This is a genomic window from Mogibacterium timidum ATCC 33093 (genome assembly GCF_000525775.1).
In the GTDB taxonomy this organism is placed as follows: domain Bacteria; phylum Bacillota; class Clostridia; order Peptostreptococcales; family Anaerovoracaceae; genus Mogibacterium; species Mogibacterium timidum.
Window position 1 is genome coordinate 32,183 of the sequence record NZ_JALU01000002.1, and the last position, 19,207, is coordinate 51,389.

Below are 19,207 nucleotides of genomic sequence, written 5' to 3' on the forward strand. Positions count from 1 at the left end.
GTTATAGGTCTGTATTTTCAATCTGCACATTCACTCTTTCCCTGTTCCCATTCATTTACCGGAATAACCTCATTCTCAAGGCCTGAACGTTTCCAGAGCCAAAGCCCTGAACATATTATCAAAAGGCCTCCTCCTATCAACTCAATTTCGTAAATGATGTTATCACGTGCAGTACTCATTATCGGGAGTGCCGAACAGCAAATCGCAGCGCAACACAATGCGGTCTCCCACCAAGTCAAGAATTTCGCCAATCCTTTGTTTTTCGTCATAACATATAGACTATCTATGTCTTTCTTCTCCCGCTTTATTTTGCCGTAAGCTAAAAACAGGAGAACGTATGGGAAAAGTGTCGTCAGAGCCGTCATTGTAACGAGGATATTATAAATTGCGTCAACTCCCGGGAAAATCGACACTGCCGTAATCAAGGCTGTAATCAAAATTGCCTGAAACATGACAGCCTTTTCAGGGATTCCGTGCTTGTTCACCCTTGTTATATTTTCCGGAAATATCCCCGGCTCGGCAAAGCCAAAGAGCATTTTGGTAGGCTGCGCTATGTACAGCACAAGCGCTCCGAGAACAGAGAGTGCAATTCCGAAAGCTATTAGCTGTATAAAGCCGGAAGGAATTCCCAGCAAACGGCATGCTTTAAGCATTGCATCCAAAATTCCGGTTGATGATGTTATCTTCGAGGTCGGCAGCAACATAGTCATACATATTGATCCAACTGCGTAAAGAACACCTATGATTGTTGCAGCAACTATTATCGTCCGTGGATAATCTCTTCGAGGGTTTTCCATCTCTGAACAAAAGTTAGCCGTAAGCTGAGCACCTGTATATGCAAACATAATACTTGAAATTGCAACTAACGAGTTCATATTCAATTTAGGAGTTAAAGATGCTGCATTGTAGACAGATGCACTCGGGGCTTTTTGAAACACAACAATCGCCAGTAATGCAAAAGCAATGAGCACTATGGTAGGGGCTGTAGAACCTAGCGAACCTACACTCGTAAAATACTTCCCAAACTTCATCCCTCGCATACTGGCAAACGAGAGAATCCATATAACTACTATTGACATAATGAGTACAATCGGCTTATTGTCAGCCAGTTCGGGACGCCCTATCATATAGGTTGCATTTATCGAAAAGAACGTAAGAAACGATGCAAACCAAAAAATAAGGGAAGTCCAATTCATCCACGATACCAGAAAGCCATACTTTGCTCCAAATGCAATTTTCACCCAGTCATTTAATCCCCCATCGGTAGGGTAAGATGAAGCCATCTCGGCACACATTAGTGCTTGTGGAACAAAGAACACGAACATCAAAACTATCCACATAGGAATTGCTCCAAGTCCAAGGTACCCCTCTGAAGTCGAGCGAGCGATCCAGCGTATACCATACAGAGCAGATAAATTCATTAGAACGAGCTCCCAAAAGGTTATTTTTTTCTTACCCATAGCTCCCACTCCTTTCGAAAGTTTTCTCTAAAAGCATAAACAGAAGCATTGTCAGCACAAGCCGTTGTCATAAAAGCTGTTAGATAAAGAAGCCGCCCGGAAAACAGGGCTTATTTGCGTTAATCCGGGCTTTTGAAACAAATAATATTAATTTAATCGCGTTATACGTTATGCCTATGCGAATTTATTATATTCCGTTCCTTGGAATCTTAGAATTGTACTCTCTGTGAAAGACGTGCTCACCATTTATTGATGCATCCATGAAACCGGTAATATAGAAGTATTCCTTATCCGATGTTTGCGTCACATCAATATCGCAGTCCGTAAGCCAGCCATCACGACCGTTCCTCATCTTCTGGATGATCCTATATTTAGCAGACAGCGGATCTTTGTTTGACAATGTAAGCTCTCTTTTGAGGTTATGTTCTACAACAGTACCTATATCATCAAAACGATATACCCCTTCACCAAACACTCCGCCAACTCCATTTGTAATGGATATCCATGAATCATTTACAAGATCGTACTCAATCTTTCTTTCCACGATTCCTTCAGAAAGCGTAGTCATAGGGGTAAGTGGGGCACTGTATACCTCCTCACTCGGACCTTCCGTATCATCACCACTGAAAACAGGTAATGTAAACCTTGCAGTGGACAAATCCAGCTTCAGAGTCGCTAACTCCGGTGATGGCCAAATCATAGGCCAGAACGAATTTGCAATTGAAACTCTTATTCTGTGACCTTGAGGGAATCGATGTCCGCACACATCTAATTTTACTGTAGCTCTATATTTTTCTCCTTTTTTCAGATACACAACCTTCTCATGCCCTTCGAGATGTGTAAGATTCATCAATCCATAGGACACACGCGTTGAAGCACCGTTTGGATGAATATCTGACAGCTGAGCATACAGGAAGGCATTAGGCTTATCGCACGTAAACTCAACCGTAAATGTCGGATACCCCACAATTTCCAAGTCTTCCTTTAACACATCAGAATCAAAGGTCATGGACATGCCATCATCTACTCGCATATCTGCCGGGCTCTCTCCCGGAACACCTGCACCCATCCATTCGTTTGCAAGCAACCCATGGTTTGGTAAGGTGCAAAGCTCCACTACCTCAGCATTGATATTTTCCGTTTCTCCAAGATGACCATACGTCATGTACATAACCTTGTCGTTAATTTGCGACCAGTCATCTACACCAACCCACCGGCCATCGCTCACAACATGCACAGTTTCCGGCAGCATGCTATCTTCCAGCCACACCGTACTTTGAGGTCCCTCAAGACAATCATTATCTATTCCGCGAAGCCATTTGTCCCACCATTTCGTTGCCTCCCCGAGGAAGTCTACAGCAGGCTTAGGAGCCCCATCATGCGCAAAAACATGTGCCCATGGACCAATCCAGGCTTTTCTTGGTACGTTTAGCCCCTGCATAAGAGTAGGTACACTGTTGGTATATGAATCTGCCCATCCATCTATTGCAAATACAGGAATGTTAATATCGTCATAATTCACGCTAACAGAACCGTGCTTCCAATATTCGTCACGAGTCTGGTGATTAAGCCAATTCTCCGGCCACAGCGGCATTTCTTCAAGTCGTTTTATTGATTCTTCATACCATGTATCCGGCTTAATCTCTTTGTCGATCGCACGGCACATATACGCAAGCATAATATTACCCCACCAAAAATTGTCGTTGAGGAGACAACCTCCTTTATAGTGAATATCCTGAGTATACCTGTCGTCAACATAGCCCACACAGATTATTGCCTTAAGAGGTTTAGGCCGCCTTGCAGCTACCTGCAGACTATTAAATCCACTCCAAGACTTTCCCATCATACCGACATTGCCGTCAGACCAATCTTGCTCAGCAATCCAATTGATTGCGTCAATTGCGTCATCCTGTTCCTGTTTCAAATACTCATCATAAAAGCACTGATCGGATTCTCCCGCTCCTCGCATATCAACACGAACGACATTATAACCATGCCCTGCAAAGTATCCGTACATAGGTTCATCTCGTCCGCGCATACCGTCTCTCTTGCGATAAGGTTGCGTTTCAAAGACTGTCGGTAACGGAACATCAGTCCTGGGACGCCAGATTCTGGCAGAGCATTTGCAACCATCCGCCATAGGAATCCAAACATTTTCGATTACATCCCACTGATATGGAAAGTCTTCCATTCTAAGTGGAGTTTTTGAATTGAATACTGCTTTTGACACGATATCTCCTCCTTACTAACAAATCAGTTATTTTGCATAAATCCGACAAGTAAGCTGTTACAATCGATTTATTGCCATCACTTCACACTGTGCAGCGATTCTGAACTACTATTTCCGCACGCTGTTCATGTTGTTATTTTTCTTAATGTACCTCTTATAAATGGTAAGCATTGCAGCACCAATAAGCATCATTATGGAGAGGAAAATGAATATTTTTGTATATCCTGCGTTACCATATCGGTCGAGAAGAGAACCTGCCATAAGAGGGCAGAAGACCTCCGGAAGGTACCCTATTGTACAGATCAGACCAATAGCTGTCCCTCCTACAGCTGCGTCAACCCCACTTTCTTCAAGCATCGAATAAACCATACTGTATGCAGCATACATGCCAAAGTAAATCACTGCGCAAATTATGATAAAGGCTGTAGGTTGCAGCTTCTTTGCCAGGATCAGAATCACTGTCATCAGGAACATAAGTCCAAATGTAATATACATAAAGTTGGCTCTTCCAATTTTATCTGCCGCAATTCCTCCTGAAAAGCTTGCAATCGGTCTTACATACTGAGCCATGACCACAACCATCCCTCCTGCTGCCGCAGTCATGCCCATAGTCGCAGTAGCATATGGAGTAAAATAGTAAAATAACATATTCATAGTGTACGAGCAGCACATAATTATAGCCAGCATCCATACGGCCGGAAGCCTAACAACCTTGCCTATATCCTTTATACTGAATTTTCCTGCTTCATCTACCTGAGATTCCTTTGAAAAATCGGAGTCTTTCATAAATATAAATACAAGTATTCCAAGTATAATTATTATTGATGAATAAAATATAATTATTCCGTTGATACCGGCCATTTTGCCTGCTGCTTTTGTAACCTTTGCAAAAATTACAACTATAAGCGAGAAATGAATTGCATTAACAATACCTCTTCCCCCGTCCATAAACCCATACGCCTTGCTCTGCTCGCTAGGGTTCGCCATAGCACGAAGGCTCTTGAGCAGAGCCGGCCAAAATGCAAAAAGTGAAGTGAACCCCCAAAGTAGGTATATGAATATCAACATATTATAGCTTGGGTGAAATAGATGCAGCAAGCCTCCCAAACCTGTGAGGATAAGTGATACAGACATAAGCTTTCGAGGCTTTATCATATCGGCTACAACTCCTCCGAACAAGTAAGAGCAAGCTCCCATAACACCAAATATCGAACCGAATGTGCCCATTTGTGTATTAGTTAAACCATATGCTTCAAGGTATGCATCATAAACGTATGATCTGAAATACGGGAGTCCGTAAATGAGCGACCCGCATAAAGTAATCAATATAAGACGCCAAATATTCTTTTTTAATTTTGATCCTTGAATGTCTGTCATGACAACACCTCTCAAATTTCTCATAAAAACTGCTAACTTTTATTCTGCGACAGGTGGCCAGTGCGCATCAAATTCTAAACACTCTGATCCTTCGAAAAGACTCCCCCTTTGATTACCATTCTAATTAACAGAGTTAAACACGGCAAACTGATAGAATTTCACATAAAGAAACTTCTATTGCTAATATTTTCACAGCAATAAAATATATGCTTACTATTGATTTTTCCCGGATATAAGTCCTGTTAAAATATGCAAAAATAATCAATTTTTTTCATAATGCGACACATTTAATCGAATATAGGTGATTTTTAGAAAGAAAGAACTTAAAATATAAACAGAGGGGATTTCAGAAAGAATCACCGGCGGAGGCCTGTAATGGATAATAAACAATTGTACACAGAAATCGGTTTAAAGATTCGTTCATTCCGCAAAAGTCGCGGGATGACCTTAATCGAGTTGGCGCAGTTAATAAACAAGAGCGTTCCTACAGTTTCTAAATACGAACATGGAGAAGTATCAATAGGAATAGATATCCTCATAGATATTTGCCGTATATTCGATGTGGATATAGATATATTCCTGCCCTGCACGTCGACACATCCGGAGAATGCAGATATTGTCCGATATGAAAAATTTTTTGAAGATATCCTCTACATTTACTGGTACAACGGCGAACACAATCGAATCAGGTCTGCGCTGATTGATAATAGAAGTGCATCCAGAACAAAATCCATACTGTATTATGACATCGAGAGCACCAAGAATATCGATAATTCGACATTCATCTATTTAGGAACTATGAACTATAGTGATACCGGAAGTGTATTCGTATACACCAACTCACTCCCTCCGTTTGACAAAATGACAATACGGATTCCTTCATTTACGAGGGCACAGAATTATCGCTTCGGCTTGATGACAACGCTGTCATACTTTTATCAGAACGTTGCCACTAAAATCATCGCAGCTTCAAAACCGTTAAGTGAAGCTGACAAAAAAGCACTGCTCCCGCAATTAAAGATTTCAGCAGAAGAGATAAAGGAAATCAAGCGTACCAACTTTTTTATTGTTTAAAAGTCTCGACATTTGTATTTTATGCATTTTAAGACGTATTTGTTGCAAAAGAACAGGCAAATAGAGTAAAACTACATTAAGGCTTAAATACAGTTTATTGCCGAACTGCACCCCTCGCTCATTTCTATTTCTATTTCTTGTCCCTATTCCCTTTATGTCTCTTCTCGATATGCATTACCATGCCGGTTAGTGCAAAGAGCGCGATTACGTTAGGAATTACCATCAGCTGATTGAACATGTCCGAGAGCTCCCACACAAGATCATTGGAAGCACAGGTTCCGAGGAATATGAACACCAGCGCGATAACCGTATACACCTTGACCGACTTTTCTCCAAACATATAGATCATATTGATCTTGCCGAACATGTTCCAACCGAGAATGGTAGAGAAGGCAAAGAAGAACAGACACACCGCTACAAACACAGGTCCGGACTTGCCGCCAAATGCCGCCGCGAATGCGGTCTGCGCGAGATTGGTCTTGTCAATTCCATACGGAATAACACCTGCGCTGAGCGGCCCGTCCGGCGTATAGAGCGTCGAAATTACCACCAGCGCGTTGAGCGTAAGAATTACGAATGTATCGATAAATACTCCGATCATCGCGACGGTCCCCTGCTCATGAGGATCCTTCACATTTGCCTGTGCGTGCGCGTGTGGAGTAGAACCCATACCGGCCTCGTTGGAGAAAAGTCCCCTCTTAGCACCCTGCGAGATAGCCGTCTTGAGCGCTATACCGAATCCACCGCCGATAATAGCCTGTGGACGGAACGCATACTTGAATATCATGCCGAATGTCGCCGGGATGTACTTGATACGCATAATCAGCAGGATCAGTCCGCCGAGAATAAAGATGGCAGCCATGATAGGCACGACCTTCTCAGTTACGGAAGCCAGTCTCTTGGTTCCGCCGATAAATATAAATCCGCACAGAGTAACCAGCACGATTCCAACCGCCCATCCGGGCACTCCGAAGGCTGTGCTAAATGTAGCTCCGATGGAGTTGGACTGCACCATACATCCGAAGAATCCGAGGGCAAGAGTAATAGCTACTGCGAAAAATCCGGCCAGAAACCTGCCGCATCCGCCCTTGAAAGCCGTTCTTATATAATATACAGGTCCTCCGAGCACATGCCCCGACTTAGATATCTGTCTGGTCTCGACAGCAAGTGTCGCCTCGGCATAGATGGTAGCCATACCGAAGAAGGCGATAACCCACATCCAGAATATAGCCCCGGGTCCGCCCGTCAAAATCGCGCCGGACGCACCTACGATATTGCCCGTTCCCACCTGTGCTGCAATCGCTGTAGCCAGAGCCTGAAATGAACTCATGCCGCTTTCGTGCTTACGACCCTTGAGCGACAAGCCGCCAAAGGTTCTCTTGAAGCCCTCCTTAAAATATCTGATCTGGATAAACCTCATCCTAAAGGTATACCACAGTCCGACGCCGAGCAGCATGAACACCAACACGTAGTCGGATAGATAAGCATTAATGGTCTGTACAATCGGAAGCATCTGTTCTCTCCTTGCTAATTCTTGCTTGATCCTGTCAAGCCCTCATGATGTGCCGCTGAGCTCTCAACTGCAGTAACATTGCAGCCTCAAGGTGTTTCACATCACGGGTTAATATTAGCAAAGAGAAATATTTGTGTCAACATCATAAATTATTTTTTATTTTATTGTAATTTTCGATAATTTATATGTCTAATTTTGTGATGCAATACAAGTAAGTATGTGTGGAAAATCCAACACTTTTTTAATGAGCCTGAATAAACGATCATCCCCGTACTCAAGCAAAGAGAGCATCCATAATGGTGCCCTCTTACTTTCACAGTTTTATTTAACCTTACATTTACAGTTTTATTTAACCTTGTTTAACACATATGTGCGGCCGTAGTTCGGATCCCATTCTTCGCCTTCGGTTTTATTTAACCTTGTTTAACACATATCTAAATATCATCTATAATTATAATCGAGCAGCTTTAAGACAACTTGTTAGTTCCGAATGTAGTTTTTACATTATACTTCTTATCAAAGGTTTCCCTCGAGAGAACTCTCGTACTCAACGAGGATTGCGAGCTTGTCTTTACAGTATTGGAATATTTCCCTGTTACCGTAACCGCCACGTCACTATTTCCCTTGACCTTTGTCTTTCCATTCACCTTGATTGTAACAGTTTTACCGTTTGAATCTACAATCTTTGCTCCCTTTTCAGCATTCAGGTTTGTTACTGAAGTATTCTTCGTTACAACCCATTTCGACGTTTTATCGACATTGACAGTCAGTGGTGCTCCGGACGAGCTTCCTGACGAGTTAGTCTCGATCTTTGCAGATCCGGTCCATGTTGTGTTCTTTGTAAGATACAGATTCACACTGCTGATAGTATCTACCGTAATATTACCCTTTAACACCTGGCTAACTCCCGTAAAGGTGAGCTTTCCTCCGTTATTACCCCGGCTTCCCCAGTTATTGGAATTGTTTCCGCCGGCATTGATCAGGTCAACATTTGCACTGTCGAAGTCAAGCTTTGTTTTCTTAAGTACTACCTTTGCGTTTGTATTTGTCACATAGAACATCGCCCCGCCGGAGATAGTAGATTTAAGTGTTGAATTCACCGCCTCAAAATCCCCCAGCTGCGAACTCACCGTTTCCGCATCTCCCGATGTCGACTGGTAGATGATGACTCCGTTTTTTATAGGATCACTTCCGGAAATTGCATCATTCGTGCTTGTAAGCGAAGAATTATATACTAAAATTCGATTCTTCCCTTCTATACCGGCAATCTGACTTCCTGTAGCTGTCCCTTTTACCGCATCGAGCTCGATATCGCCTGTTGAATAAACAATAGGTGATCCTGAGCCTGCTGTCTTAAGCTTACTGTTTGTGATGGAAATATACCCGCCGCCGCGATCTGTAGCTGTAGCTGCACTATGGTTTCCTTCCGTACTGATATTCATCTTATTGGCATAGATTTCACCGCCATAGGTTGCATCGAGGCCTCGTGAATTACCGCCATTTTTTGTCGTAATTTTGACGTCATTTGCATATACCTTCCCATTATCGGTTGAGAATATTCCGTTGCTGCCTTCGCTGGTTGATGTGATTGAGGTCTTGGATATGAATAACTTTGAACCCTTCCCAACAGCCAGTGCAGATGAGTTGATTCCATAGAAATTTACGTTATCCCCATTTGTATCATCACCGGACTTTGTAACTTTAGAATTCTTTACAGTTAATGTACCGCCACTCTTTGCCAGGAGCGCGTTCACATCTGCCGTGGCTGAATTTACAGTCTTATTGTTCGCTGTAACACTCTTCTTGTTCGCAGTCAGCTCACCCTTATTTGTACCGCTGTAGTCGTAGCTCTGTGTGTTCGCTCCACCGCCCTGTCCAAAAGCTCCGTTCTGACCATCCGGCGGTTGTTTTTTGCCTGACGGAGGCTGTCCGTCGGAACCCCCATGTCCATCTGATGGAGGCTCGCCCTGTGCATCTCCCGACGACTCATTCCCAGGCTTTGAAGATTGCTTGCTCTTTGATTTAGCAGTTTTGTCAGATTTAGATGATTTCTTCGCCTTGTCCTTAGACTTATTTGAATCACTGTATATCTTTGACGGACTCACATACGTGAGTTTAACTGAGTTATCAGCTGCTGAAGCCCGTCCACACAGCGATGTCCATCCACTCACGGCGGATACAACTACCATCACTGCTATGAGCACTGCCGCCAGCTTGCTTTTTACCGTTAATTTACTCATCTCGCCCACATCCTTTCCTGTATCGCTTGCCTGTATTATGCAATACTAAATTGGAGATGAATTGTGATTATATTGACGGGAATATAAATCTAAAAAGGTCACAACGTGGATAATTAATGACTTGCAGACAGAGGTGCTTTGCACAGATACAATAAGACCTGTATTGAGTTTTCAATGGTTACAGAAGCTTTTATCAACACATTTCGGCTTATAACTCTCAGTCCCCTATCATCCGGTTGGGAACTGTTTTCAAATCCTTCAAAAAGATATAACCGCTGTAGCCATCGGAATTCCAATGACCACAGCGGTTTTCATCGACATGTTTTACCTATAAATCTCAAGTCGGTTGTAATTAACCCGTCAGCATCATCATAAACTGCGCTTCGTTAATCTATGCGGCTAAGCATTGGTAGCTGCAGCCTTTGCCTCTGCTGCCTTAGCAGCCTTCTCAGCTGCGGCTTTTTTCTTAGCGTTGATTGCCATTTTGGCATGTCTCTCATTGTAGCTGTTGATTGCGCCTGTTGGACAAACAGACATGCACATGCCACAGTTCTTGCACTTATCATAATCGATAGATGCCAGATTATTCTCCACGTGGATAGCATCGAATTTACAGGTCTTAACACACTTCATACATCCGATACAACCGTTTGAACACTGCTTGCGAGTAACCCCACCCTTCTCGGTATTCTGACATAGAACGTGAACTTCCTTTTTGAAAGGAACCATCTTGATAATGGACTGAGGGCAAGTGTGAGCACATTTTCCGCAAGCCACACAGGTGTCCCTGTTAACCTTAGCTACGCCGTCGATAATTCCGATAGAATCGAAATCGCATACGTTAACGCAGTCGCCAAGGCCTATACATCCATGCGAGCAGGCCGAGTTGCCGTTAAAGAAGGTCTTGGCACCGGCGCAAGACCGCATTCCCTGCCACTCGAGGATTTTCTTGGAAGCATCGCATGTCCCGTTACACATTACCTGAGCAATCTGCTTGTCAGCACCGCCTGCCGAGCGTCCCAGGATTGCAGCAATCTGCTCCGCACAAGCTGCTCCGCCAACCGTACAAGCACTGCAGCTTGTCGACTCGTCGTTGACTACTGCATTTGCATAGTCATCGCATCCGGCGAATCCGCAGCCGCCGCAGTTAGCTCCGGGAAGGATTTCTCTCACCTCGGCGACTCTCTCGTCTACGGGAACGTAGAAAACGTGAGAAGCGATTACGAGCAAGAGAGAAGCAATGAAGCCTGCGCAAACTACAAGTACTACTGCTGTCATAACTGCATTCATCTGTACCCCTCCTTACTGGAATAATCCTGAGAATCCCATGAAGGATAACGAGAGTATTGTTGCACTTACGAGCACCATAGGCACTCCCTTAAATGCAACGGGAACTCCTTCGTCGTTCCAGAGCTTCTCTTCACGAACACCTGCAAACAGCACCATCGCAAGTCCGAAGCCGACTCCTGCTCCGAAGGTGTATACGATAGCCTGAATGTATGTGTAGTTATAATTGATAGCGTTGATTGTCGCACCGAGAATAGCGCAGTTCGTTGTGATCAGAGGGAGATATATACCGAGAGACTTCTGAAGTGCCGGCATAAACTTCTTCATGAACATCTCTACGAACTGTACTAGAGCCGCGATTACAAGAATGAATACCACGGTCTGCAGATACGCAATATCGAGTTTGTTGAGTAGCTGCTGGATTGGCCATGTAGCAATTTCCGCAATTACCATTACGAATACTACCGCACCGCTCATACCAACTGCCGATTCCATCTTGTTTGAAACTCCGAGAAATGAGCAGACTCCGAGGAACTGCGAGAGAAGGAAGTTATTTACAAGAACGATCGACATAAATATGATGACTAGATTTACCATTATGCCTCAGCTCCTTTCTCCTCTGCTGCAATCTCCTTAGCCTCTGCCAGGTTGCAGGAGTTGTACATTGGGCATGTGCCGCAGCTGAATGTCTTTTTCTTAAGTGCCTTACCCTTGGTGATTACGTTGAGCACCGCGATGAGCAGTCCAAATACGAAGAATCCGCCAGGTGCGAGGTTGAAGAATCCGATTGGGGTGAACCATGAACCGAATACTGTCATTCCGAACCATGTTCCGGCTCCGAGAAGCTCTCTGATTGTACCCATTACTGTAAGTGTGAGTGTAAATCCGAGACCCATACCGATGCCGTCGAGAGCAGAATCAACAACCGTATTCTTGTTTGCAAATGCCTCCGCTCTTCCCAGGATGATGCAGTTTACTACGATTAGAGGGATAAAGAGTCCGAGCGACTTGTATAGCGCAGGGACATACGCCTCCAGCAGGAACTGTACTACTGTTACGAATCCGGCGATTACTACGATGTAGCATGGGATCCTAACCTTATCCGGAATAACCTTACGTAGTAATGAAATTACTATGTTAGCTGCAATAAGTACCGCTGTAGTTGAGAGTCCCATTCCGAGACCGTTTGAAGCGGACGAAGATGTAGCTAGTGTAGGGCAGGTACCAATCAGCAGAACCAATACCGGATTTTCCTTGATGATACCATTTGTGATAATGGATAGCTTACTCTTTTTGCTCATTTATTTAGCCCCTCCCATAGCTTTGTACTGCTTGAGTCCGCAGAATACGGCCTCATGAATAGCCTGCGAGGAAATCGAAGCACCCGTGATGTGCTTAACCTTTGACTTCGCATCCTTGATCGTCTCACTTCCGAGATCGTTAAGCCCTTTATACTGTTCGAGGTGCTTAGGGTCCTGAGCCTTTGTACCGATTCCCGGTGTATCCTGAGCACTCATAACAAGCACCTTGGTAATCTTACCCTTATTGTCGATGCCGACCATAGCTGTGAGAGCTCCTCCATAGCTGTTCGAGCTTACTGTAACAACTACGCCTGAGCCGTTTACAGCCTTTGAAGCCTCTGTTGCATATATTTTGTTCTTCTGGACTACAACGAGCTTTCCGTCGTAATTCTCGAATTCGCCGTGAGCCTCAGGAATAAGCTCGGACTTCGCCTTGTTCGACTCCTTGAGGTTGTTCTTATCGATGATTGGCTTCGTAACACCGTACGCCATAGCAAGTGCAAATGTAACTACGAAACAAATCAGTACGAGCACGAGGATAGGCGAAACGAAATTTGAAAATGCACTATTGTTCTTCTTCATTATTTCGCACCTCCTTTTACATAGCCCTTATACGTCCATCTGTTGATAAGTGGCGTGCAGATGTTCATCAGCAGGATGGAGAAGGAAACACCTTCCGGGTAGTTGCCCCATAGACGAATAGCCATGGTGATAACTCCGCATCCGATACCGAATAGGATCTGACCTTTAGTTAGCTTAGGCGATGTCACATAGTCTGTAGCCATGAAGAATGCACCCAGCATCACACCACCTGCACACACATGGAATATAGCCATGTTGAAATCCCCCTTGTAGTATGCAAGAGCGATTACAAATACAGTTCCGATGAATGCACATGGAATAGCCGGTGAAATAACCTTTCTCCAGATAAGGAACAGTCCTCCGACCAGAAGTGCCAGAGCACTTACTTCTCCGAGGGATCCGCCCGTGAAGCCGAGGAACATGTCCATGTTGGACGGAAGATCAGCCTTGCCGGTCCCACCGGCAACGAGAGCTAGAGGTGTAGGCCCTGTTACGGCATCAGTCTGTGCTGCCATCCTCGGTAACGGCCAAGATGTCATCTGCGCTGCGAACGAGATAAACAGGAAGATTCTGGCTGTGATAGCCGGGTTTACAAAATTCCTGCCGATACCTCCGTACAGCTGCTTAATAACAACGATAGCTACAAAGCATCCGATGATTGCCATCCATACAGGGAAGCTGGATGGAACGTTAAACGCGATTAACAGACCTGTTACTGCGGCACTGAGGTCGCTAATTGTCTGTGGCTTCTTGGCTAGCAAATTGTAAATCCACTCGAATGCCACGCTGGCAACCACACATGATACGGAGAGTAGCAGAACTCTGGCCCCGAAGATGTATACGCTGGCAACTAGCGCCGGAAGCAGTGCAAGCAGAACAGTTCCCATTAATTTGGTAGTATCTTCGTCCGTAACGATATGCGGAGATGTCGATACTATCAGATTGTTATGAAATTTCTTATTATCCATTCTTCTTCGCTGCCTCCTTTACCAAGCCTTTCGCGAGCTTATTGGTAAAGCTCAAGGGTCTTCTCGCAGGACATACATATGAGCAGCTTCCGCACTCCATGCACTGCATAACCCTGAACTTATCAAGTGACTCTGCGTCATCTCTCTCGTAGAAATCTGCGTATAGCATAGGAACGAGCTTGAATGGACATGCGTGGTGGCAACGTCCACAGTTGATACATCCTGTCTCGGTCTTAACTGTAGCCGATTCCTTGCCGAAGCATAGAAGAGAACCTGTATTCTTAACAGTTGGAGTCTCATCCGAATGAGTTGCACGCCCCATCATAGGTCCGCCCATTACGATTTTCTTAGGCTCCTGCTTATATCCGCCGCAGAACTCGACAACATCAGCGATGCGAGTTCCGATTGGAACGAATACGTTCTTAGGCTCCGCAACAGCATCTCCATCTACAGTAATTCTCCTCTGCACAAGCGGCATGCCCGTTCTGAAGTACTGTCCTAGGATAGCGATTGTAGATACATTACAAAGGATTACTCCCAGCTGTGCCGGGAGCACACCGGCATTCATAACCTGACCGGTTGTCTCATATACAAGCACACGCTCGGCACCCTTAGGATATCTCGACTGCAGCTTGCATACCTCAATGTTATTGATACCGTTCTGCTGAATCAGTCTGTTCATATTGTCGATGGCATCAGGCTTATTCTCCTCGATGCCGAGAATTCCATTCTCGAGGTTGAGATACTTCATCGTTAGAAGCATACCGTCGAGGACATCCTGTCCATCCTCTACCATCACTCTGTTATCGCCTGTGATGAATGGCTCGCATTCAGCACCGTTAATAACTAAATACTTACACTCGTCTAGATTCTTTGGATCCATCTTGATGCTCGTAGGGAACGAAGCACCTCCTAATCCAACCATACCACTAGCTCGTACTGCCTTGACAAAATCCGCATGATTTTCAACGCGAGGAATCTGCACCTCTTCGCTGACATCCTGCTTCTTATCAGTCTCAATTACAATATGTGTCTCCATTCCGCCCATAGAAGAACGTACTGACGTAATATCGGTAACCGTTCCGGAAACGCTGGAATGAACCGGTGCGCTAACGAAAGCTTCTGTGTCACCGATCTTCTGACCGACCTTGACATAGTCACCCTTAGCAACGAGAGGCTGACAAGGAGCACCAATGCTCTGCGACATGCAGATTTCAACCACATCCGGAATCGGCATCACTTCGGTCTCACGACCTGCAGTATTCTTGTGATGCTTAACCAAAATGCTTGGTAGATGTTTACCTTGGCTCATCCTTAAGAACCCTTCCTTTCTTAGATTCGTACAAATAATATCCATTGCATAAGAGAAATTATACATCAAAAATACGTATAAGTCATCTTAAACTTCCTTGAAATCTTCACATTCAGGCGCAACTTTTATTCTTCCCTCTTCATCTACTCCGAGAACCACATGTTCTGCTACTAACTGATCTCTGACGTACAAGATAACATCTCTGCTGAGCACTTCACCCGGGCAGGCGATAGGGCTGCCCGGCGGATATGGGACCAGAGATTCATATAAGACTCTCCCCTCTGCGCTGTAAAGCGGCACGGTTTCATATCTGTCCGGAATTCCGCGCTGCTCCAGCATTGCCGAAAGCGCGGGATTCCGGGCAGGAGATGGAGAGTCCGCGGCTTTGCTGCTTGAATTCACAGCTTGCGAGGCGGAGTCCGCGGCTTTGCTACCCGCCTTCTCGATCTGCAAAGCGACTTCCGCAATTTTGCTATCCGCCTTCGTGTATTTAGAGGTGGAATCTGCAATTTTGCCACCTGAAGCCCCCGCCGAATCGGAATCCTGCAATTCGGTGCGGCGGATTCCGCCGCTATACTGCACCGAGATCTCACGCAGGGCGGCCAGCATATCCTCGTAGTCGCCTCTCTCGTTGCCGATTCCGGTCATCATCATTGCGTAGCCGCCGTGCGTGAGTTCAACCCAGATGTTCCGCTTCCGGAGCTCCTCCGCCAGCTGATCTCCGGATAGGCCGAGGGCTGACATTGTGAGATTTATCTTGGTATTGTCCAGTTCCGGACGCCGGATGAGATTGAGCCCTCGGATCCGGGCAGCCTCGCGGTAGAAATATTCGACGTCTGCTGCCCAGCTCTTGACCAGATTGTAGCCGTCCATTCTGAGTATCTGCTGATTGATGTCGAGGCTGCCCATCAGCAAATAACTCGGGCTGGTTGTCTGCAGCATGCGGATGAGCTCAGCTATTCGCGGAACATCCGGCCTCTCGGTGCAGATGTTGAGAATTGCGGAGCCGGTAAAGGACAGCAGAGTCTTGTGCGTGCTGTCGACAACGATGTCGGCTCCGCAATTCTCTGCCGCTCTGCAGCCCGCAGATAGTATCAATCTCTCGGGATCAGAACTCGGATTGCCGCTATTGCCACCGGCAGCAGCCCTGCCGTATTTGCTACTATCCAATCCCCTCAATCCCTGACTGCTGCCAGCGGGCTGCGGCGCACCGTCCCGCCTCAGGTAATCAAAAAAATTGAGGTGTGCACCGTGCGCCTGATCCACAATAAGGATGCGGCCGTGCAGGTGAACAATATCAGCAATCCGTTCAATATCAGACAGCACACCGTAGTAATTCGGACTGGTCACCAGCACGGCCTTAATCATAGGATCCGCCATCAGCGCTGCTTCTATCCTGTCAGGATCCAATCCCAGCTGCAGGCCGGTCTCCTCATCAAGCTCAGGCATTATATAGGACGGATTTATACCCCCGAGCCTGAGAGCCCCATAAACTGACTTGTGCGAGTTCCTGCCCATCAGCAGAGTATCCCCCCTTGGAACAGTGGCCAGAATAGCCGCCATCAGACCTGTGCTGCTTCCATTTACGAGAAGCTCGGTGTGTTTGACCCCGTACAGACCGGCGTAGCCGTTCATAATATCCTTGATGCGCTCCCGCGGCTGCTGCAGCGCGTCCGCACCCGGGATCTCGGTTATATCATTGCCCATAACAGTCTTGACGAAGTCGCCAAAGCCATATATCCCGTACAGCGTACTCCTGCCCTTGTGCCCCGGCATATGGAACGAAATCGGGCGTGACTCCTTGTGATATATCAGAAAATCCGTAAGACTTATTTTATTTTTCATATTTTCTATTCCTCCGCCTCCCGCTCTCCGTTTCAGCAATTCAGCTGCCACGCAGCTTTGGTTGGTATACATCACGTTGAGGTGTGTTTCTGCAGCCGATACATGGACTGCACATCCCCCTCAGCACGATGCCGTAAATGCAGTTCCTGAAATCAATGTGTATTTTTACAAATTGTGCGCATTGATACTAAAGTATGCATCGCAATTTGTTCTTGCTCTTGTAAGTAAAAAGCACAAAGAACAGATGCGACCTTATGGGTCATCCAATCCTTGTGCTTACGTCGCATTTCCAAAGGTAGGTGCGTATATGTGCATATATAACTCGTGTACGAGCTGTGATTATTCAATTTAAACTGTATCGGTCAGTGACCAGCTTATCCATCGTCCTTTGAACCTCATTCGCATTCAATTTAAACTGTATCGGTCAATGCCGATTACCGGCTCGGCACACATCCCCGGACTTCCGGGCAATTCGCTGTTGACAATTCGCCGTTGAACTGATAAACAGTCTGTTGCTGAACCGCAGATAAACCTCTGCTGTACAGACATAACTGTCACGCATTGGCGTCACACACAATCCGGCACCGAACTTACAGATAATCCGCTCAGGATCGACAGACAATCTGCCACCTGACAACAGCTATTCCCATGTACGGTCTAAACATGTAAGGATGCTTCGGAGTACAGGATTCGCAAGTTAATCGATAACAGATCTTCCCATGTATGGTCTAAGCACCTTCGGCACTACTACGCTGCCGTCTTCCTGCTGGAAGTTTTCGAGAATTGCTGCAACTGTTCTGCCGACTGCGAGGCCGGAGCCGTTGAGAGTGTGAACAAACTCAGGCTTAGCCTTTTTCTCTCTTCTGAAGCGGATATTGGCACGTCTCGCCTGATAATCCTCGAAGTTTGAGCAGCTGGAAATCTCTACGTAGCGGCTGTAGCTCGGCATCCATACCTCGATATCATACGTCATAGCTGAAGAGAATCCGAGGTCGCCTGTGCATAGCCTAACCACTCTGTAAGGGATACCCAGTCTCTGCAGTATCTCCTCTGCATCATGCGTCAGCTTGTCCAGCTCTTCATACGAGTTGTCGGGGTTTACAAACTTGACCATCTCGACCTTGTTGAACTGGTGCTGTCTGATCAGTCCTCTGGTATCTCTGCCTGCGGAGCCTGCCTCCTTGCGGAAGCATGGCGTGTAAGCCGTGTAGTACACAGGCATATCTTCCGGCTCGATGATTTCATTTGAATGAAGATTTGTAACAGGTACCTCGGCCGTCGGGATCAAGAATAAATCCTTGGCCGGCACGTAGAACATGTCGTCCTCAAACTTGGGCAGCTGACCTGTTCCGGTCATAGCATCGCGGTTAGCCATAAAAGGCGGCAGTATCTCGGTGTAGCCCTGCTCCTCGGTATGGAGGTCGAGCATAAAATTGATAACCGCTCTCTCGAGCTTAGCGCCAATGCCCTTATATACTGTAAATCTCGCGCCGGAAATCTTGGAAGCGCGCTCGAAATCAAGGATATCGAGATTCGTACCGATATCCCAATGTGCCTTTGGCTCAAAGCTGAACTCGGTCGGCTCGCCGAACTTGCGCATCTCGAGGTTCTCTGTATCGTCCACCCCCTCCGGCACATCAGGATTAGGGGTGTTAGGGACATTGAGCAGTGCATTGTGCAGTTCATCCTCCACTTTGCTAACCTCTGCGTCCAGAGTCTTGATCTTGGAACTCAGTTCCTTCATCTCCGCAAACAGCGCCGAAGTATCCTCGCCTGCCCTTTTGAGCTTAGGCACCTCGCGAGAGGCCGTATTCTGCTTATTTTTGAGCTGCTCCACCTCTGCGAGAAGTTCTCTTCTCCTCGTATCAAGCTTTAGCACATTGTCTATGCCGAAATCACCCTTGCCGCGTCTTTCGACTGCAGCCTTAACGCTGTCAAAATTCTCTCTGACTCTCTTGACGTCAAGCATTTCGTAACCTCCCTCTTCCTGCATCTTCCCGGTACATTCCTGAATTACT

General features: G+C 45.9%; 14 protein-coding genes. 1 reads left to right on the top strand and 13 read right to left on the bottom strand.

Annotated features, from left to right (window positions below):
* Window positions 1–17: 17 nt before the first annotated feature.
* From HMPREF0581_RS00310 to HMPREF0581_RS00320, 3 genes are all read right to left on the bottom strand, one after another.
* Window positions 18–1,460 carry an APC family permease gene (locus tag HMPREF0581_RS00310; protein WP_036379287.1) on the bottom strand — a complete coding sequence of 481 codons (1,443 nt, stop codon included), beginning with the start codon at window positions 1,458–1,460 and terminating at the stop codon, window positions 18–20.
* A gap of 187 nt (window positions 1,461–1,647) precedes the next feature.
* Window positions 1,648–3,690 (bottom strand): CocE/NonD family hydrolase, encoded by a 2,043-nt coding sequence (locus HMPREF0581_RS00315; protein WP_009643765.1) that lies wholly within the window; start codon window positions 3,688–3,690, stop codon window positions 1,648–1,650.
* A gap of 108 nt (window positions 3,691–3,798) precedes the next feature.
* Window positions 3,799–5,091 carry an MFS transporter gene (locus tag HMPREF0581_RS00320; protein ID WP_009643752.1) on the bottom strand — a complete coding sequence of 431 codons (1,293 nt, stop codon included), beginning with the start codon at window positions 5,089–5,091 and terminating at the stop codon, window positions 3,799–3,801.
* A 351-nt stretch (window positions 5,092–5,442) separates the two neighbouring features.
* On the opposite strand from HMPREF0581_RS00320, the gene HMPREF0581_RS00325 reads away from it, so the two are divergent.
* Window positions 5,443–6,141 carry a helix-turn-helix domain-containing protein gene (locus tag HMPREF0581_RS00325; protein WP_009643768.1) on the top strand — a complete coding sequence of 233 codons (699 nt, stop codon included), beginning with the start codon at window positions 5,443–5,445 and terminating at the stop codon, window positions 6,139–6,141.
* A 130-nt stretch (window positions 6,142–6,271) separates the two neighbouring features.
* Here the strand turns inward: HMPREF0581_RS00325 and HMPREF0581_RS00330 are convergent, their stop codons facing one another.
* The 10 genes from HMPREF0581_RS00330 to serS form a co-directional block, all read right to left on the bottom strand.
* The gene (locus HMPREF0581_RS00330; protein WP_009643779.1) at window positions 6,272–7,654 is read right to left on the bottom strand and encodes an alanine/glycine:cation symporter family protein; all 1,383 of its coding nucleotides are present in this window, start codon (window positions 7,652–7,654) and stop codon (window positions 6,272–6,274) included.
* Between the two features lie 467 nt (window positions 7,655–8,121).
* Window positions 8,122–9,894 (bottom strand): autotransporter outer membrane beta-barrel domain-containing protein, encoded by a 1,773-nt coding sequence (locus HMPREF0581_RS00335; protein WP_156791951.1) that lies wholly within the window; start codon window positions 9,892–9,894, stop codon window positions 8,122–8,124.
* 399 nt (window positions 9,895–10,293) lie between these two features.
* Window positions 10,294–11,184 carry an RnfABCDGE type electron transport complex subunit B gene (locus tag HMPREF0581_RS00340; RefSeq protein ID WP_009643774.1) on the bottom strand — a complete coding sequence of 297 codons (891 nt, stop codon included), beginning with the start codon at window positions 11,182–11,184 and terminating at the stop codon, window positions 10,294–10,296.
* Window positions 11,185–11,196: 12 nt separating this feature from the next.
* Complete coding sequence (locus HMPREF0581_RS00345) at window positions 11,197–11,778, bottom strand: electron transport complex protein RnfA (protein ID WP_009643731.1); 582 nt, start codon at window positions 11,776–11,778, stop codon at window positions 11,197–11,199.
* Entirely contained in the window at window positions 11,778–12,482 is a 705-nt protein-coding gene (rsxE, locus tag HMPREF0581_RS00350) for an electron transport complex subunit RsxE (protein ID WP_009643760.1), read from the bottom strand. The genes HMPREF0581_RS00345 and rsxE overlap by 1 nt, the downstream gene beginning before the upstream one ends.
* Complete coding sequence (locus HMPREF0581_RS00355; protein WP_009643771.1) at window positions 12,483–13,064, bottom strand: FMN-binding protein; 582 nt, start codon at window positions 13,062–13,064, stop codon at window positions 12,483–12,485.
* On the bottom strand, window positions 13,064–14,032 hold the full coding sequence (locus tag HMPREF0581_RS00360; RefSeq protein ID WP_009643736.1) for an RnfABCDGE type electron transport complex subunit D: 969 nt from the start codon (window positions 14,030–14,032) through the stop codon (window positions 13,064–13,066). Before HMPREF0581_RS00360 ends, HMPREF0581_RS00355 begins: the two co-directional genes overlap by 1 nt.
* On the bottom strand, window positions 14,025–15,344 hold the full coding sequence (rsxC, locus tag HMPREF0581_RS00365) for an electron transport complex subunit RsxC (RefSeq protein ID WP_009643745.1): 1,320 nt from the start codon (window positions 15,342–15,344) through the stop codon (window positions 14,025–14,027). The genes HMPREF0581_RS00360 and rsxC overlap by 8 nt, the downstream gene beginning before the upstream one ends.
* 87 nt (window positions 15,345–15,431) lie before the next feature.
* Complete coding sequence (locus tag HMPREF0581_RS08150; protein WP_009643747.1) at window positions 15,432–17,189, bottom strand: aminotransferase class I/II-fold pyridoxal phosphate-dependent enzyme; 1,758 nt, start codon at window positions 17,187–17,189, stop codon at window positions 15,432–15,434.
* 697 nt (window positions 17,190–17,886) lie between these two features.
* The gene (gene serS, locus HMPREF0581_RS00375; protein WP_009643759.1) at window positions 17,887–19,158 is read right to left on the bottom strand and encodes a serine--tRNA ligase; all 1,272 of its coding nucleotides are present in this window, start codon (window positions 19,156–19,158) and stop codon (window positions 17,887–17,889) included.
* Between the last annotated feature and the right edge of the window lie 49 nt (window positions 19,159–19,207).

Bases quoted from the DNA above. Each gene is read 5' to 3' on its own strand.
- HMPREF0581_RS00340 (WP_009643774.1), bottom strand. From the start codon at position 11,184: ATGAATGCAGTTATGACAGCAGTAGTACTTGTAGTTTGCGCAGGCTTC.
- HMPREF0581_RS00325 (WP_009643768.1), top strand. From the start codon at position 5,443: ATGGATAATAAACAATTGTACACAGAAATCGGTTTAAAGATTCGTTCA.
- HMPREF0581_RS00355 (WP_009643771.1), bottom strand. From the start codon at position 13,064: ATGAAGAAGAACAATAGTGCATTTTCAAATTTCGTTTCGCCTATCCTC.
- HMPREF0581_RS08150 (WP_009643747.1), bottom strand. From the start codon at position 17,189: ATGAAAAATAAAATAAGTCTTACGGATTTTCTGATATATCACAAGGAG.
- HMPREF0581_RS00335 (WP_156791951.1), bottom strand. From the start codon at position 9,894: ATGAGTAAATTAACGGTAAAAAGCAAGCTGGCGGCAGTGCTCATAGCA.
- HMPREF0581_RS00310 (WP_036379287.1), bottom strand. From the start codon at position 1,460: ATGGGTAAGAAAAAAATAACCTTTTGGGAGCTCGTTCTAATGAATTTA.
- rsxC (WP_009643745.1), bottom strand. From the start codon at position 15,344: ATGAGCCAAGGTAAACATCTACCAAGCATTTTGGTTAAGCATCACAAG.
- HMPREF0581_RS00345 (WP_009643731.1), bottom strand. From the start codon at position 11,778: ATGGTAAATCTAGTCATCATATTTATGTCGATCGTTCTTGTAAATAAC.
- HMPREF0581_RS00320 (WP_009643752.1), bottom strand. From the start codon at position 5,091: ATGAGAAATTTGAGAGGTGTTGTCATGACAGACATTCAAGGATCAAAA.
- serS (WP_009643759.1), bottom strand. From the start codon at position 19,158: ATGCTTGACGTCAAGAGAGTCAGAGAGAATTTTGACAGCGTTAAGGCT.
- HMPREF0581_RS00360 (WP_009643736.1), bottom strand. From the start codon at position 14,032: ATGGATAATAAGAAATTTCATAACAATCTGATAGTATCGACATCTCCG.
- HMPREF0581_RS00330 (WP_009643779.1), bottom strand. From the start codon at position 7,654: ATGCTTCCGATTGTACAGACCATTAATGCTTATCTATCCGACTACGTG.
- rsxE (WP_009643760.1), bottom strand. From the start codon at position 12,482: ATGAGCAAAAAGAGTAAGCTATCCATTATCACAAATGGTATCATCAAG.